Origin of the sequence: Rhodovulum kholense, from assembly GCF_003053725.1 — a bacterium.
GTDB classification, from domain to species: Bacteria; Pseudomonadota; Alphaproteobacteria; order Rhodobacterales; family Rhodobacteraceae; genus Rhodovulum; species Rhodovulum kholense.
Map to the genome: position 1 here is coordinate 242764 of NZ_QAYC01000003.1, position 14685 is coordinate 257448.

Here is a 14685-nt window from a genome sequence, read left to right on the forward strand (position 1 = left end):
GGGGCGGACAGGCCCGCCCCCGGTGCGGATCAGTAGTTCGACTTGATCTGCACGCAGGTCTTGGTTTCGGTGTTGTACATGCCGCAGTCGAGGTCCTTCCAGTCCGAGGTCAGGACGGCGGATTCCGGCAGGTAATCGGTCCAGGCGTCGCCCGGCACCGGATCGGTTTCGCTGATGATGTCGAACTGGCCGTCGGCGCGGATTTCTCCGATCAGCACCGGTTTGGTCAGGTGGTGGTTCGGCAGCATCTCGGCGGTCGAGCCGGTGAGGTTGGGATAGGTCTGCCCGATCATCGCGTCCGACACCGCGTCGACATCGGTGGTGCCGGCCGCCTCGACCGCGTCGACCCACATGTTGAAGCCGATATAGGTTGCTTCCATCGGGTCGTTGGTCACCCGGTCCTGACCCATGCGTTCCTTCCACTTGGCCACGAAGGCCTCGTTTTCAGGCGACTCGGCGGATTCGAAATAGTTCCAGGCGGCGAGGTGGCCGACCAGGTTCGAGGTGTCGAGGCCCGACAGTTCCTCTTCGCCGACCGAGAAGGCCACCACCGGAATGTCCTCGGCCGAGATGCCCTGGGCCGCCAGTTCCTTGTAGAAGCCGATATTGGCATCGCCATTGATGGTCGAGATCACGCCCACCTTCTTGCCGTCGGCGCCCAGCGCCTTGACGTCCGACACGATCTTCGACCAGTCGGAATGGCCGAAGGGGGTGTAGTTGATGAAGATGTCGCTTTCCGCGATGCCCTTCGATTTCAGATAGGCCTGCAGGATGTTGTTCGTGGTGCGCGGATAGACATAGTCGGTGCCCAGAAGCGCGAATTTCTCGACCCCGAGCTCGTCGAGGAAATAGTCGGTCGCCGGGATCGCCTGCTGGTTCGGCGCGGCGCCGGTATAGAAGACGTTCTTCGAGCTTTCCTCGCCCTCGTACTGCACCGGATAGAACAGCAGCCCGTTCAGTTCTTCGATCACTGGCAGCACCGATTTGCGGCTGACCGAGGTCCAGCAGCCGAAGATCACGTCGACATCCTGCACGGTCAGCAGCTCGCGCGCCTTTTCGGCGAAAAGCGGCCAGTCCGAGGCCGGGTCGACCACGACCGCCTCAAGCTGTTTGCCGAGCAGCCCGCCCTTGGCGTTCTGTTCGTCGATCATCATCAGGACCGTGTCCTTCAGCGTCGTTTCCGAGATCGCCATCGTCCCCGACAGCGAATGCAGCACGCCCACCTTGATCGTGTCCTGGGCCCAGGCGGGCAGCGAGATCGCGCTGGCCGCGACCGCGCCAAGCAGGATTTTCTTCATGGATGTCATGGTCTACCTCCGGACGTCCCCGGCCCGCGCCCGGCCCTGCGCCTGACGCGCGGGCGGCTCTGGCCTGATCGCCACCTCTGTTGTTGCGTCCCGCGCGGCGCCTTCGGTCTGTCCGTCCCCCAGGCCGCCGCACACCCGCCTCGATCGACCCCGGTCGCCGGTGTGGGCGAGCGAAGGTTTTCCGTGGGCAGGCAGACTCGCAATCGCGAGCCCGTGACCGGGCGGAGAATTCCCCGGCGGACCCGGGTAAGAGCCCAAGAAAAGGGCTCTATGGAGTGAGGTGGTTAAATTATAGGCTTAACGTTGTCCGACTCCTTGGTTCGCGCCGAAAATCCGTGCAGAGCGGGCGGGGATGCGGGAAAAACAGGGCGGACAGGATGCAGGCTTCGGGAAGGGGCAGGGACATCGCTTTTCACGCCTCATCGGCGGCGGGCCTCGCGCCGGCCCCTCGGGCTTGCGTGCTGCGTCAGCCGCGCGCCCAGGGCGAGGTGCGGCTGTCGTCCAAGCCCGGCCCGCGCGGATCGGTCCTGGCCGGGCTCCGGCAAAGCGGCGCCTTCAAGGCGGTGTTTCCCCGCGCGGCGCCCTTGCCGGGCGGCACGCCGCTTGACGCGGTGCTGGTCAACACGGCGGGCGGGATCACCGGCGGCGACCGGTTTTGCTGCACGCTCGAGGCCGGGGCGGGCAGCCATCTGCGCGTCACCACCCAGGCGGCCGAGCGCGCCTATCGCGCCCAGCCGGGCGAGACCGGGCAGGTCGCGAACCGGCTGAGGGTGGCGCCGGGCGCGCGGCTCGACTGGCTGCCGCAGGAAACGATCCTGTTCGAGGGCTGCCGTCTGGACCGGAGCCTTGTCGTCGATCTTGCCCCCGGCGCCCGGCTTCTGCTGGTCGAGCCGCTGGTCTTCGGCCGTGCCGCGATGGGCGAGACCCTGCGTGCCGCGCGCTTCCGCGACCGGATCGAGATCCGGCGGGCGGGAGAGCCGGTTTATCTCGACGCGCTGCGCTTCGAGGGTGACGTGGCCGCTCAGCTGGCCCGCCCGGCGGTTGCGGCCGGGGCCGGGGCGCTGGCCAGCCTCGTTCTGGTCGCGCCCGAGGCGGCGGCGCATCTGGCGCCGATCCGCACCCTTCTGCCCGCAACCGGCGGCGCCAGCCTGCTGGCCGAGGACGTATTGGCATTGCGTCTGCTGGCGCCCGACAGTTACCACTTGCGCAAGGTGCTGATCCCGGTGCTGACGCGCCTGACCGAAGCCCTGCCAAGATCATGGATGACCTGACATGCAACTGACCCCCCGCGAAAAAGACAAGCTTCTGATCGCCATGGCCGCCGAGGTCGCGCGCAAGCGCCTGGCGCGCGGCGTCAGGCTGAACCATCCCGAGGCGATCGCCCTGATCACCGATGCCGTGGTCGAAGGGGCCCGCGACGGCCGGTCGGTCGCCGACATGATGGAGGCGGGGGCCCAGGTCGTGACCCGGGATCAATGCATGGAGGGCGTGGCCGAGATGATCCACGAGGTGCAGGTCGAGGCGACCTTCCCCGATGGCACCAAGCTTGTCACCGTCCACAACCCGATCCGCTGAGGTGCGCCTATGATCCCCGGAGAGCTTTTTCCCGCCGAAGGCAGCCTGACCTTGAATGACGGCCGCGAGTCGCTCACCCTGATGGTGGCGAATACCGGCGACCGGCCGGTCCAGGTCGGCAGCCACTATCATTTCGCCGAGACCAACCCCGCGCTCGACTTCGACCGGGACGCCGCGCGGGGCATGCGGCTCGACATCGCCGCGGGCACCGCGGTCCGGTTCGAGCCCGGCCAGCGCCGCGAGGTGCGGCTGATCCCGATCTCGGGACAGCGGCGCATCTTCGGCTTCAATCAGAAGGTGATGGGCGCCCTCTGAGACGCGCCCGCATCGACCGCCCCATCAGAAGGAAGAGACGCGATGACGTTCACATCCCCGGCCTTTTCCGCCGCCAATCCGTTCCTGGCGGCGACTGTGATGTTCGATCAGCAGATGCGCCTTGTTCAGGCCGCCACCGACATGATGCTGCGGGCCAATCCGTGGGTGTTGATGATGCGGGCGGGCGGGTTCGACCCGCTGACCGCAGATTCGGGCCTGAGCGAGTCCGACAGCCTCGAGGAAATGCCGCTCGATGCCGGGGTGGCCTCCGAAACCGCCCCCGCGGCCGTGTCGGCCGCGACGGCCTCGGCAAAGGCCGCATCGGCAGAGGTCGCACCGGCAGAGGCGGCTGCGGCCAAGCCTGCACCCGAACCGGCGCCGCAGCCTGCCGAACGCGCCGCCGTGACGGCCTTCGCCCGCGCCCAGCCCGAGGCCGTGTCGGAGCCGTCCGCGCCCCCCGAGACGACACTCGGGGCGACACCCGAGGCCGCGCCCGCCCCGGCTGCCGCCGCATCCGCGCCGAAAGCCGCGGCACCGGCCGGCCAGCCTGACCCGAAGCCCGCATCGGCCGCGGCCCGCAAGGCCCCGTCGGCGCGATCCGCGCGTCCGGCGGCCTCCGGGCGGGCCCGCCGCAAGCCGTCGGCGCCGCCCGCGCCACCGTCGGGTGGCAAGGCGCCCGAGGGCGGGGCGTGACGGCCCGTGCTGCGGCGGCGGTCCTGCTGATCGCCGCGGCGCTGCCCGGTCTGGCGCGCGCCGCCTGTCCGGGCAATACCCAGATCGAGATGAACGACTGTGCTGCCTCGGCCTATCGCAACGCGGACGCCCAGCTGAACGCGGTTTGGCCTGCGGCCCGGGCGGCGGCCGCCAACTGGGGCGGCGACGGGATGCTGCTTGATGCGCAACGCAAGTGGATCGCCTTTCGCGATGCCGCCTGCGCTGTTGAAGCAGGGCAGTATCAGGGCGGCAGCATCCAGCCGCTGGTTCATGCCGAGTGTCTTCGTCGCCTGACCGAACAGCGGACGGCCGACCTGCGCGGCTTGTTGCCGCTATGACCGAAGCCCCTCTCCGGCGCGCGACGCGATGCGGCGCCCGCGCCGGGGATCGGGTCTCTGTGTCTTTCCCAGTTCCCGGCGGCACCCCCGGCGCCGCCTCCCTTTCCATCCGCAAGAGGTTCTAGATGCCTGCCACGATTTCCCGCGCGGACTATGCCGCGATGTTCGGTCCGACCACCGGCGACAAGCTGCGTCTGGCCGATACCGACCTGATCATCGAGGTCGAGCGCGATCTGATCGCCGAGCGGGCGGGCGCGGGCGGCAACGGGCCGGTCTATGGCGAGGAGGTCAAGTTCGGCGGCGGCAAGGTCATTCGCGACGGCATGGGCCAGTCCCAGGCGACCCGCGCCGAGGGCGCGGTCGATACCGTCATCACCAATGCGCTGATCCTCGACTGGACCGGCATCTACAAGGCCGATGTGGGCCTGAGGGACGGGCGCATCTTCAAGATCGGCAAGGCCGGGAACCCCGACACCCAGCCCGGCGTCGACATCATCGTCGGCCCCGGCACCGAGGTCATCGCCGGCGAGGGCAAGATCCTGACCGCGGGCGGCTTCGACAGCCATATCCATTACATCTGCCCGCAGCAGATCGAGGATGCGCTGCATTCGGGCCTGACGACCATGCTGGGTGGCGGCACCGGGCCTGCCCATGGGACGCTTGCCACCACCTGCACGCCGGGGGCCTGGCATCTGGGCCGGATGCTGCAGGCGGCCGACGCCTTCCCGATGAACCTCGCCTTCGCGGGCAAGGGCAACGCCTCGCTGCCCGGCGCGCTGGAGGAACAGGTCAGGGCGGGCGCCTGCGCGCTGAAGTTGCACGAGGACTGGGGCACCACGCCCGCCGCCATCGACTGCTGCCTGTCGGTCGCCGATGCGATGGACGTGCAGGTGATGATCCATACCGACACGCTGAACGAATCGGGCTTCGTCGAACATACCGTCGCCGCCATGAAGGGCCGCACGATCCACGCCTTCCATACCGAGGGCGCGGGGGGCGGCCATGCGCCCGACATCATCAAGGTCTGCGGCGAGGAATTCGTGCTGCCCTCGTCCACCAACCCGACGCGGCCCTTCACGGTGAACACGCTGGAAGAACATCTCGACATGCTGATGGTCTGCCACCATCTCGACAAGTCGATCCCCGAGGATGTGGCCTTCGCCGAAAGCCGGATCCGGCGCGAGACCATCGCCGCCGAGGACATCCTGCACGACATGGGCGCCTTCTCGATCATCGCCTCGGACAGCCAGGCCATGGGCCGGGTCGGCGAGGTCATCATCCGCACCTGGCAGACCGCCCACAAGATGAAGCTCCAGCGCGGCCGTCTGGCCGAGGAACAGGGCGCGAACGACAACCTGCGCGTCCGCCGCTATGTCGCGAAATACACCATCAACCCCGCGATCGCCCACGGGATCAGCCACGAGATCGGGTCGATCGAAGAGGGCAAGCGCGCCGATCTGGTGCTGTGGACCCCCGCCTTCTTCGGGGTGAAGCCGGAGATGGTGCTGATGGGCGGCACCATCGTCTGCGCGCAGATGGGCGACCCGAACGCCTCGATCCCGACGCCGCAGCCGGTCTACACGCGGCCGATGTGGGGCGCCTATGGCCGCTCGGTCGAGAATTCGGCCGTGACCTTCGTGTCGGAGGCGGCCCTTGCCGACGGCATCCGCGGCAAGCTGGGCCTGGCCAAGCAGACCGTCGCGGTCCGCCACACCCGCGGCATCGGCAAGCGCGACCTCAAGCTCAACGACGCGATGCCCAAGGTCGAGGTGAACCCCGAGACCTACGAGGTCCGCGCCGATGGCGAGCTGCTGACCTGCGCGCCCGCCGAGGTGCTGCCGATGGCACAACGCTATTTCATGTTCTGAGGCGAGAATGATCACGTTGCCGGTTTGCGCTGCAATGCAGCAAAATAACGGCGCCCGGGCATTGAATGCTCTGGGGCGGGCCGTATGTAAGCCCTATTTTAAGGGAAAAGGGGGGAAACCATGCCTGTGGACACAGACGGAGGTTTCCGATGGCGACTCCATTCATGACGGTCAAGTCCGTGCCCGGCGGCATGGCGGAACGGCTGGACCTGTTCTTTGCGGGCCTCGGTCTGGGGGTGAACCCCTATGGGCTCCGGCGCGCGCGGATGCGGGAGATCCAGAACCTGAACGCCTGTTCCGACGCGCAGCTGGCCAAACTTGGCATCACCCGGGACGAGATCCCGCGCTATGTCTTCCGCGATCTCTTCAACTAGGGGATTGCGCACCGGAGGCGGCGGCATGAGCGGGCTTCCGGTGGCGCTTGAGGTCCGGCCCGGCGCAGGCGCGGGGGCGGACAGCGTGACGCTTGACTATGATGCGCGGTTTTTGCGGCGCAAGCGGCTGGTCAGCGATGGCGGGTTCGCGTTCCTGCTGGATCTGGCCCATACGACCTCGCTGGCCGAGGGCGATCTGATCGTGCTGGAAGACGGGCGCGGCATCGCCGTCAGGGCCGCGGCCGAGCCGCTTCTGGAAGTGACGGGCACCGATCTGGCCCGGCTCGCCTGGCATATCGGTAACCGCCACACGCCCTGTCAGGTCGAGGAGAGTCGGCTGTTGATCCAGCGCGATCACGTGCTTCTGGACATGCTCGACCGGATCGGCGCGACCGTGCGCGAGGTGGTCGAGCCCTTCACCCCCGAAGGCGGCGCCTATGGTCATGGCCGCACCCATGGCCATTCCCATGGCGATGCCCATGGCCACACGCATGACCATGACCATGGGCACGATCATGACCACGGGCATGGGCACCACCATCACCACATCCACGACCATACCCACGGGGCGGCGGACCATCTGCACGCGCATGACCACGACCACGACCATGGGGCCGAAGGCTGCTGCGGCGGGTCGGGGCAGGGCGGCTGCGGCTGCGGCGGTCACGATCATGGCACCCCTGAGCCCGCGTCCGGGCGCAAGACCGGCGGGTGCGGAGGCGGGGGCTGCTGCGGGCATGGCCACTGACGGCCAGATCCTGCGACTGGCGCAATGGCTCTCGCCCGCCTATCCGGTGGGGGCCTTCGCCTATAGCCATGGGCTGGAATCGGCGGTCGCGACCGGCGCGGTCGCGGACGGCGCCGCGCTGACGGACTGGCTGGCCGATATCCTGCGCTTCGGCGCCGGGCGGTCCGACACCATCTTCCTCAGGGCCGCCTATGAGGCCCCGCCCGAGGATCTGCCCGACATCGACGCGTTGGCCCGCGCCTTCCAGCCCTCGGCCGAGCGGCGGACCGAGACCACGGCCCAGGGCGCGGCCTTCGCCCGGGTCACCGCTGCGGTCTGGCCGGACGATCTGCCCGACTTCACCTATCCGGTGGCGCTTGGCCGCGCCGCGCGGTTGCACGATTTGCCGCTTGGGCTGACCGCGCGGCTGTATCTGCAGGCCTTCGTGTCGAACCTCGTCTCGGCCGGTATCCGCCTGATCCCCATCGGCCAGACCGAGGGCCAGCAGGTGCTGACCGCGCTGCAGCCGCTTTGCGAGGAGGTGGCAGAGGTCGCGCTGACCGAGACGCTCGATGACCTTGCCGGGACGAGTTTCCTGGCCGATATCGCGTCGATGACGCATGAAACCCAGTATTCGAGGCTTTTTCGAACATGACTTCCCCGCATGGCCCCCTTCGCATCGGCATCGGCGGCCCCGTCGGCGCCGGCAAGACCACGCTGACGGCCGCCCTGGCCCGCGCCTTCTCGACCACCCATTCGATCGCGGTCGTCACCAATGACATCTACACCCAGGAAGACGCCGAGGCGCTGATGCGGATGCAGGTGCTGCCCTCGGACCGGATCAAGGGGGTCGAAACCGGCGGCTGTCCGCATACCGCGATCCGCGAGGATGCCTCGATCAACCTTGCCGCCATTGCCGAGCTGACCGCCCGGTTTCCCGATCTGGAAATCGTGCTGATCGAGTCGGGCGGCGACAATCTTTCGGCGACCTTCAGCCCCGAGCTGGCCGATGTGACGGTCTATGTGATCGACGTCGCCGCGGGCGAGGAGATCCCCCGGAAAGGCGGGCCCGCGATCACAAAGTCCGATCTGCTGGTCATCAACAAGACCGACCTTGCGCCTTATGTCGGCGCCGATCTGGGGGTGATGGATCGCGATGCCAAGCGCATGCGCGGGGCGCAGCCCACCGTCTTTGCCGCGCTGAAACAGGGCGAGGGCGTCGGGGCCATCGTCCGGCTGCTGTGCGAGATCGGCGGTCTGACCGAACCGGCCTAGGCCTCGCCCGGCATCCGGAACGGCCCGGCGCGTCGGCTTGGGCCGATGCCGCAGGCGCTGCCTGCGTTTCCGTGGTCATGGCCGCCGCAGCCGCAGCCGCCCTGCCGACCGGCTTGCCCGCCATGACCGCCGCAGCCGCAGCCGCCCTGCGCCTGCCCGCCGTGACCATGACCGCCGCAGCCGCAACCGTGACCATTCCCGTGCCCATGGCCCTGCCCGTGCCCGTGCCGGTGACCATGCCCGTGGCCGCCGGCATTGAAGACCGGGTTGATGACCGGGCCGCGCAGGCTGGGGATATAGCCGAGCAGGAACAGCCCCCAGCCAGCGCAGAAGGCAACGGCCGTGGCATCGAGAAGCGGCTCGTACAGCGAGGGAACCGCAGGGGCTGCGAGCCGCAGCCAGACCGCGCCCCAGATCAGCGCAAAGCCTGCCTTGTGGACCGGACCGATGCGCAGGAGCCCGCCCGCGCGCCGGGCCGCCGCCCGCGCCGCGATCGAGAAGGCAAGCCCCGACATCGCGCCCATCATCAGCGCGTGCACCGCGTCGGCCTCGCGCCAGGGCAGGGGCACCAGCGCCGCCAGCCCGGTCAGCGCCAGTCCCAAGGGCGCCCAGGCGAAGGCCAGCACCAGCATCAGCGCGGGCGCGTAGCCGAAGGCCGAGACGCTCCGCCAATGCCGCATCCGCCAGAGCTGCGCCGCCCCGGCCGCGATCAACAGCGCCGATCCGGCGGTCACGGCGCCGCCCAGCGTCAGCACCATCGCGGCCAGCATCAGGACAAGCCCCGCGCGGCTGGCCATCGGGTCGACCTCGGGCAGGCGGCCGCCCGTGCGCCCGACCCAGCCCGCGATGAAGGCGGGGGCCATGGTTCCCGCGATGATCGAGACCTTGATCGCGAAGAACAGCACCAGCACCCGGGTCATCGCGGCGTCGCCCGGAAAGCTCAGATACCCCAGCGCGGTCGCAAGGAAGGCCGCATCGGCCAGCCCCAGAAAGGCGATGGCTGCCGGGATGGCCCAGCGGTCCCAGCGCCTTTGCGAGACCACCGCGCGGGTATAGACGGCCGTGAACAGCGCATAGAAGGCCAGGCCCGGCGCCAGCACCACCGCCAGCGGCAGCACCTGCCCCAGGGCGGCCGCCAGCCGCGCCAGCGCCCAGAGCCCGGCCAGCACCATCAGCCCCCGCCCGGTCACCCGCCGCGCTCCGGTCCAGTTGGGCATCGCGGTCAGGAAATAGGCCGCCATCGCCGCGCCGCCGACGCCGACGGTCATTTCATGCGCGTGCCAGAGCGTCGTCGTCCCGAGCGCCGGGACCGGCAGCCCGATCCGGTCGCCGAAGCGCCACCAGAGAACCGCCAGCACCGCCCAGAGCGCCGAGAGCGCAAAGAACGGCCGGTGCGGCGACAGCCAGACATCGCGGACAAGCCGCCCGGTGGCGATCTCGGTCAGGGACGCGCCCCGGCCGCCGCGCCTGCGGGGCCGGATCTCGGGGACGGCATCGGTCATGGCAGAGTCCTCGGCTGGAACAAAGATGAGTCTTGTGCTCGGGTTTACGCCCGGTACGGCGCATGGGGCAAGAGGCCCGGATCAGGCCAGGTCTCGGGCCGGGGCGATGGCGACCGAAACATCGGCAGGTTTGGCGTAATAGGGCGAGGATGTAACCAGAACCTGCATGCCGGTCGCGGCATAGGCGGCGGCATTGGCGGCGGTGATGCCCCCGGCCGCGGCCAGGCAGCCGGTCCAGCCCGCCAGCGCGCGGGCGGCGGCTTCGGCCTCCTCGGGGGTGAATTTCTCAAGCTGCAGCACATGGGCCCCGGCCTCGGCGGCCGCCTCGGCCTCGGTCAGGGTCTTGACCTCGACCACCACGCGGCGCTCGGGGCAGGCGGCGCGCAGCCGGGCGATCTGGGCTCCAAGCGCGTCCGGGCCGCCGAAGGCGCGGTGTTCGGGAAACAGCAGCACCGTGTCGGACAGCCCGGTGCGGTGGATCTCGGCGCCGCCCGCCACGACGGCCTTCAGCGACAGCGCGCGGGTGCCGGGCACGGCCTTGCGGGTACAGGCGATGCCGATGCCGGGGGTCACGGCGCGGGCCGCGTCGACGAGGGCGGCGGTGGCCGATGCCACGCCCGAGGCCCATTCGGTCAGGGTCTGCGCGACCTTCCAGCCCAGAAACAGCGCCTCGGCCGGGCCGGTGGCTTCGGCCAGCAGCGTGCCCGCCGCGACCGGCGTGCCGCTTGGGGCCGCGATCTCGGCCCGGGCGCCCAGAAGGGCGAAGACCCGCGCGGCCTCTTCGCTGCCGCAGACGGTCATCGGCCCGCGTGCGCGCATCGTCAGTTTGGCCCCGGATGCGCCGAAGCCAAGGCTTCGGGTGGTCAGATCGCCATAGGGGGCGTCCTCCTTCAGAAGGCCAAGGAGCGTCGCGTCGTCGAGGGGCAGCATGGCAATGGTGTCCTTTCCCTGGGGGGCTGGCAGAGCGTCATGGCCCAGCGTGGCAAGGGCCGCGCCGGGCAGCAAGGGCCGGGGCCGGCCAACGGCGCGCGCGCCCGCGTCCGGTGCCTTGCCTGCCGCGTTGCGCCGGTGCGGCGGGCGTGGCGTGGGGACGCGCGACCGACGTCTGTCGAGGCGCGGTCCTCACCCCCGGCCCTCAGCGAAGGCGGGCGGCGGCGGCGGGGGGCGCCAGTGCGGCCGAGGGTGCGGGTTCGGCCAGCGCCACGGCCTTGAGCCGCGCGACCACCAGCTCGCCCGGTTTCAGCGCCAGCCGGTCCCAGGATTTCAGCGAGACCCGCGCCAGAAGGGCCGCCCCCCGCCCGTCGGGACCAAGGCGCAGGCGCACGGTCATCTGGTGGCCGCCCGCGGGCTCGGCGCCCTCGATCCGGGCGGGCAGGGCGTTCAGGATCGTGGTGTCGAGCGGCGCATGCCGTCCGAGGCTGACATCGCTGGCGGGAATGCGCAGCCGTCGCGTGCGGCCGGTCGGCCCCAGATCGCCGGGCACGACGACCACGCCGCCCGGCACCCGCACCTCGGAGAGGCCGTATTTCGTATCGCGGCCCACGACCTCGCCGTCGATCACGGCGGCAGGCTGGGGCATGTGGATCAGGGGCAGCGCCGGATCGGCCAGCATCTCGGCCAGCGGTCCGGCGGCGCGGACCCGGCCCGTCTCCATCAGGACCAGCGTATCGGCCAGCCGCTCGACCTCGGCGATGTCGTGGCTGACATAAAGCACCGGGATCGACAGGGCCGCGTGCAGCCGTTCGAGATAGGGCAGGATCTCGTCCTTGGAAAACCGGTCGAGCGCCGAAAGCGGCTCGTCCATCAGCAGCAGTTCGGGTTGCGACAGCAGCGCCCGGCCGATGGCGACGCGCTGGCGTTCGCCGCCCGACAGCATCCGGGTCGGCCGGTCGAAGAGCGGCGCGATGCCCAGCAGATCGGCCACCTCGTCCTCGCCGATCCGGATCGGTCCCTTCACCCGGGAGAGCCCGAAGGTCAGGTTGGCGCGAACCGAGAGATGCGGGAAAAGGCTCGCCTCCTGAAAGACGTAGCCGATGGCGCGGCGATGGGTCGGGCGGAACTGCCGACCGTCCTGCCAGGTTTCGCCATTCACGCTGAGGCGGCTGGCCGGCAGCCGCAGAAGCCCCGCGATGGCGCGCAGCACGGTGGTCTTGCCACAGCCCGAGGGGCCGAACAGCGCGGTAATGCCCTCGCCCGGGGCGGTGAACTCGGCCGCCAGCGCAAAGCTGCCCAGCTGGCCGCGAAACTCGGCCTCGATCATCGCCGGCCTCCGTTCAGGCGCCGCTCGATCAGCATCATCGCCAGGATCACGACGAAGGACATCGCCAGCATGCCGCCCGCCAGCACATGGGCCTTGGGCCATTGCAGCGTCTCGACATAGTCGAAGATCGTCACCGACAGCACCTTGGTCCGGCCCGGGATGCCGCCGCCGATCATCAGCACCACGCCGAATTCGCCGACGGTATGGGCAAAGCCCAGGATCGCGCCGGTCATGATGCCGGGGCTTGCCAGCGGCAGGGCGACGCTGACGAAGGCGTCGAGCGGGGCTGCGCGCAGCGTCGCCGCGGCCTCCATCGGGCGCGGACCCATCGCCTCGAAGGCGTTGCGGATCGGGTTCACGACGAAGGGCAGGGAATAGATGACCGAGCCCAGCACGAGCCCGGTGAAGGTGAAGGACAGCTGCCGCCCCAGCAGGGCGGTCAGCGGGCTGTGCGGCCCCATCGCGATCAGCAGATAAAAGCCCAGCACGGTCGGCGGCAGCACGATCGGCAGCGCGACCACGGTGGCGACGATCTCTTTCCAGAGCCCGCCGCCCCGCGCCAGCCACCAGGCCAGCGGCGTCCCCACCAGCAGCAGCACGACCGTCGTGATGCCCGCGAGCCGAAGCGTCAGCAGGATCGTCTCGATCATCGCCGCGTCGAAGAGGGGGGACGCCGTCATCGCCTAGTCCTCGGTGCCGTAGCCGTATTTCCCGATGATGGCGAGCGCCTCGGGGCTTTTCAGGAAGTCGATATAGGCCTTGGCGGCCTCGCTGTCGGCGCCCTTCGCCAGCAAGACTGCATCCTGACGGATCGGGGTGTAAAGGTCCTGCGGCACCAGCCAGCGCGACCCGGTCTCGTCGGCGATCACCTGCGACAGCGCGACGAAGCCCACCGGCGCGTTGCCGGTCGCGACGAACTGATGGGTCTGGCTGATGCTCTTGCCCTGCACGATCTTCGGTTCCAGCGTCTCGTAAAGCCCAAGCGCCTTCATCGTCTCGACCGCCGCCGCGCCATAGGGGGCGGTTTCGGGATTGGCGATGGCGACATGGGTCAGGTCGGGATTTTCCAGCGCGGCCGGGCTGTCGTCGATGGCCTCGGGATCGGTGCTGAACAGCACGAGCTTGCCGACCGCGTAGGTGAAGCGGCTGCCGGGCACGGCAAAGCCCTCGGCCTCGGCCTTTTCGGGGCGGGCCTGGTCGGCGGCGAGGAAGACCTCGAAGGGCGCGTCCTGGGTGATCTGGGTGTAAAGCTGGCCGGTCGAGCCGAAGCTGTAGGTGACATGATGGCCGGTTGCGGCCTCGAAGGCCGCGCCGATCTCGGTCGCGGCATCGGTGAAGTTGGCGGCAACGGCGGCAATGGTGTCGGCGGCGCGGGCCGGGGCGCTCAGGGCAAGGGCTGCCAGAAACGCCGCAGAGCCCGCGCGCAGGGCAGTCAGACGGAAGGTCATGATGGGTCCTTTCATGGATGAAGACGGGGCCGGGTGTCGGGCTGGTTTTCGGGCCGGGTCACGGCATGGCGACGATCACATGACTGGCCTTGAACAGCGCGGTCGCGGTGCTGCCGACGGCGAAGTCGAGCGCATCGGCGCTGGTGCGGGTGATGATGGCGGTGATGGTCTTGCCCTCGCCCAGATCGAGGGTGACCTCGCTGTTCACCGGACCGTCCTCGCGCGCCGAGACGGTTCCGGTCAGCCGGTTGCAGGCCGAGATGTTCGCGGGCGCCTCGCCCGCGGCCAGCATCACGAAGGTCGCCTTGATCAGCGCGAAGACCTCGGACCCTTCGGCCAGCCCCATGTCGGTGGCGCTGCGTTCGGTGATGACGGCGGTCAGCGTGTGGCCGTCGGTCAGCGCCATGTCGACCTCGGTGCTGACGGCGCCGGGCGTGATCCGGGTCACGGTGCAGCGGAACGTGTTGCGGGTACTCGTTTGCATCATCAGGCTCCAAAGTGTGTTCACCGCGCCGCCCGGCGAGGTCTTCAATCCTGTGTCGATGGCGGCCAGCGCCTTGCCGAGCGAGGCTTCCAGCATGGAAAAACAGGCGATCAGGGCATGGCCCGCGCGGGTGACGCGCGCGCCGCCGCCGGTCCGGCCGCCCGGCGCGGCCTCGACCAGGGGCCGGGCGAAGAGGTTGTTCATCGAGCCGACCGCGTCCCAGGCCGCCTTGTAGGACAGCCCCATCTCGCGCGCGGCGCCCGCGATCGAGCCATTGGCGTCGATGGCCCGCAGAAGCCGGATGCGGTCGCCGCCGATCCGGGGGTCGCCTTCGCGCTGCAGCGTCAGGGCTGCCTTCAGGGATGGGTCCGACATCTGCCGGGCTCCTGTCGTCGCTGTGTTTCGCTATGTATAAAAGCGACATAACGGTGACGGCCGGAGCCTCGCAAGGCTGAACATTAACAAGTCAGACTTTATAGCGGATTTGCGGGGGCAGGG

General features: G+C 69.5%; 16 protein-coding genes and 1 pseudogene. 10 read left to right on the forward strand and 7 right to left on the reverse strand.

The annotated features are described in order from the left end of the window. Window positions 1-29 precede the first annotated feature (29 nt). Window positions 30-1307 carry an urea ABC transporter substrate-binding protein gene (urtA, locus tag C8N38_RS05905; RefSeq protein WP_108024864.1) on the reverse strand — a complete coding sequence of 426 codons (1278 nt, stop codon included), beginning with the start codon at window positions 1305-1307 and terminating at the stop codon, window positions 30-32. Window positions 1308-1765: 458 nt separating this feature from the next. Between urtA and C8N38_RS05910 the strand changes: the two genes are divergently transcribed. From C8N38_RS05910 to ureG, 10 genes and pseudogenes are all read left to right on the forward strand, one after another. Further along, window positions 1766-2578, forward strand: coding sequence for an urease accessory protein UreD (locus C8N38_RS05910; protein ID WP_245895532.1), 813 nt, complete (start codon window positions 1766-1768; stop codon window positions 2576-2578). A 1-nt stretch (window position 2579) separates the two neighbouring features. After that, on the forward strand, window positions 2580-2882 hold the full coding sequence (locus C8N38_RS05915) for an urease subunit gamma (RefSeq protein WP_108024868.1): 303 nt from the start codon (window positions 2580-2582) through the stop codon (window positions 2880-2882). 9 nt (window positions 2883-2891) lie between these two features. Continuing rightward, entirely contained in the window at window positions 2892-3197 is a 306-nt protein-coding gene (locus tag C8N38_RS05920; protein WP_108024870.1) for an urease subunit beta, read from the forward strand. Between the two features lie 42 nt (window positions 3198-3239). Then, window positions 3240-3890: a hypothetical protein gene (locus C8N38_RS05925; RefSeq protein ID WP_108024872.1), complete on the forward strand. Its 651-nt coding sequence runs from the start codon at window positions 3240-3242 to the stop codon at window positions 3888-3890. Beyond that, entirely contained in the window at window positions 3887-4249 is a 363-nt protein-coding gene (locus C8N38_RS05930; RefSeq protein ID WP_215731091.1) for a lysozyme inhibitor LprI family protein, read from the forward strand. Before C8N38_RS05925 ends, C8N38_RS05930 begins: the two co-directional genes overlap by 4 nt. A gap of 125 nt (window positions 4250-4374) precedes the next feature. Then, the gene (gene ureC / locus C8N38_RS05935; protein WP_108024874.1) at window positions 4375-6117 is read left to right on the forward strand and encodes an urease subunit alpha; all 1743 of its coding nucleotides are present in this window, start codon (window positions 4375-4377) and stop codon (window positions 6115-6117) included. Window positions 6118-6266: 149 nt separating this feature from the next. After that, the gene (locus C8N38_RS05940; RefSeq protein ID WP_220086802.1) at window positions 6267-6491 is read left to right on the forward strand and encodes a hypothetical protein; all 225 of its coding nucleotides are present in this window, start codon (window positions 6267-6269) and stop codon (window positions 6489-6491) included. A gap of 25 nt (window positions 6492-6516) precedes the next feature. Then, window positions 6517-7014, forward strand: a pseudogene (gene ureE / locus C8N38_RS05945) (urease accessory protein UreE); the annotation flags it as partial. 214 nt (window positions 7015-7228) lie between these two features. Next, window positions 7229-7873 (forward strand): urease accessory protein UreF, encoded by a 645-nt coding sequence (locus C8N38_RS05950; RefSeq protein WP_108024878.1) that lies wholly within the window; start codon window positions 7229-7231, stop codon window positions 7871-7873. Next, entirely contained in the window at window positions 7870-8493 is a 624-nt protein-coding gene (gene ureG, locus C8N38_RS05955; protein WP_108024879.1) for an urease accessory protein UreG, read from the forward strand. The genes C8N38_RS05950 and ureG overlap by 4 nt, the downstream gene beginning before the upstream one ends. Here the strand turns inward: ureG and C8N38_RS05960 are convergent. The 6 genes from C8N38_RS05960 to C8N38_RS05985 all read right to left on the reverse strand — a co-directional run bounded on the left by C8N38_RS05960 (window position 8490) and on the right by C8N38_RS05985 (window position 14562). Continuing rightward, on the reverse strand, window positions 8490-9995 hold the full coding sequence (locus C8N38_RS05960; RefSeq protein ID WP_108024881.1) for an NnrS family protein: 1506 nt from the start codon (window positions 9993-9995) through the stop codon (window positions 8490-8492). The genes ureG and C8N38_RS05960 overlap by 4 nt on opposite strands. Window positions 9996-10076: 81 nt before the next feature. Next, a complete protein-coding gene (modD, locus tag C8N38_RS05965; protein ID WP_108024883.1) occupies window positions 10077-10925 on the reverse strand; it encodes a ModD protein in 849 nt (282 codons plus the stop codon). Window positions 10926-11130: 205 nt separating this feature from the next. Beyond that, window positions 11131-12255 (reverse strand): molybdenum ABC transporter ATP-binding protein, encoded by a 1125-nt coding sequence (gene modC, locus C8N38_RS05970; protein WP_108024884.1) that lies wholly within the window; start codon window positions 12253-12255, stop codon window positions 11131-11133. Beyond that, window positions 12252-12935, reverse strand: coding sequence for a molybdate ABC transporter permease subunit (modB, locus tag C8N38_RS05975; RefSeq protein WP_075785554.1), 684 nt, complete (start codon window positions 12933-12935; stop codon window positions 12252-12254). Before modB ends, modC begins: the two co-directional genes overlap by 4 nt. A gap of 3 nt (window positions 12936-12938) precedes the next feature. Continuing rightward, window positions 12939-13703, reverse strand: a complete 765-nt coding sequence (modA, locus tag C8N38_RS05980; protein ID WP_108024886.1) for a molybdate ABC transporter substrate-binding protein — start codon at window positions 13701-13703, stop codon at window positions 12939-12941. 58 nt (window positions 13704-13761) lie between these two features. Next, window positions 13762-14562: a TOBE domain-containing protein gene (locus C8N38_RS05985; protein ID WP_108024888.1), complete on the reverse strand. Its 801-nt coding sequence runs from the start codon at window positions 14560-14562 to the stop codon at window positions 13762-13764. Between the last annotated feature and the right edge of the window lie 123 nt (window positions 14563-14685).

Bases quoted from the DNA above. Each gene is read 5' to 3' on its own strand.
- modA (WP_108024886.1), bottom strand. From the start codon at position 13,703: ATGACCTTCCGTCTGACTGCCCTGCGCGCGGGCTCTGCGGCGTTTCTG.
- ureG (WP_108024879.1), top strand. From the start codon at position 7,870: ATGACTTCCCCGCATGGCCCCCTTCGCATCGGCATCGGCGGCCCCGTC.
- C8N38_RS05960 (WP_108024881.1), bottom strand. From the start codon at position 9,995: ATGACCGATGCCGTCCCCGAGATCCGGCCCCGCAGGCGCGGCGGCCGG.
- C8N38_RS05915 (WP_108024868.1), top strand. From the start codon at position 2,580: ATGCAACTGACCCCCCGCGAAAAAGACAAGCTTCTGATCGCCATGGCC.
- urtA (WP_108024864.1), bottom strand. From the start codon at position 1,307: ATGACATCCATGAAGAAAATCCTGCTTGGCGCGGTCGCGGCCAGCGCG.
- modD (WP_108024883.1), bottom strand. From the start codon at position 10,925: ATGCTGCCCCTCGACGACGCGACGCTCCTTGGCCTTCTGAAGGAGGAC.
- C8N38_RS05940 (WP_220086802.1), top strand. From the start codon at position 6,267: ATGGCGACTCCATTCATGACGGTCAAGTCCGTGCCCGGCGGCATGGCG.
- C8N38_RS05920 (WP_108024870.1), top strand. From the start codon at position 2,892: ATGATCCCCGGAGAGCTTTTTCCCGCCGAAGGCAGCCTGACCTTGAAT.
- ureC (WP_108024874.1), top strand. From the start codon at position 4,375: ATGCCTGCCACGATTTCCCGCGCGGACTATGCCGCGATGTTCGGTCCG.
- C8N38_RS05925 (WP_108024872.1), top strand. From the start codon at position 3,240: ATGACGTTCACATCCCCGGCCTTTTCCGCCGCCAATCCGTTCCTGGCG.
- modC (WP_108024884.1), bottom strand. From the start codon at position 12,255: ATGATCGAGGCCGAGTTTCGCGGCCAGCTGGGCAGCTTTGCGCTGGCG.
- C8N38_RS05985 (WP_108024888.1), bottom strand. From the start codon at position 14,562: ATGTCGGACCCATCCCTGAAGGCAGCCCTGACGCTGCAGCGCGAAGGC.
- modB (WP_075785554.1), bottom strand. From the start codon at position 12,935: ATGACGGCGTCCCCCCTCTTCGACGCGGCGATGATCGAGACGATCCTG.
- C8N38_RS05950 (WP_108024878.1), top strand. From the start codon at position 7,229: ATGGCCACTGACGGCCAGATCCTGCGACTGGCGCAATGGCTCTCGCCC.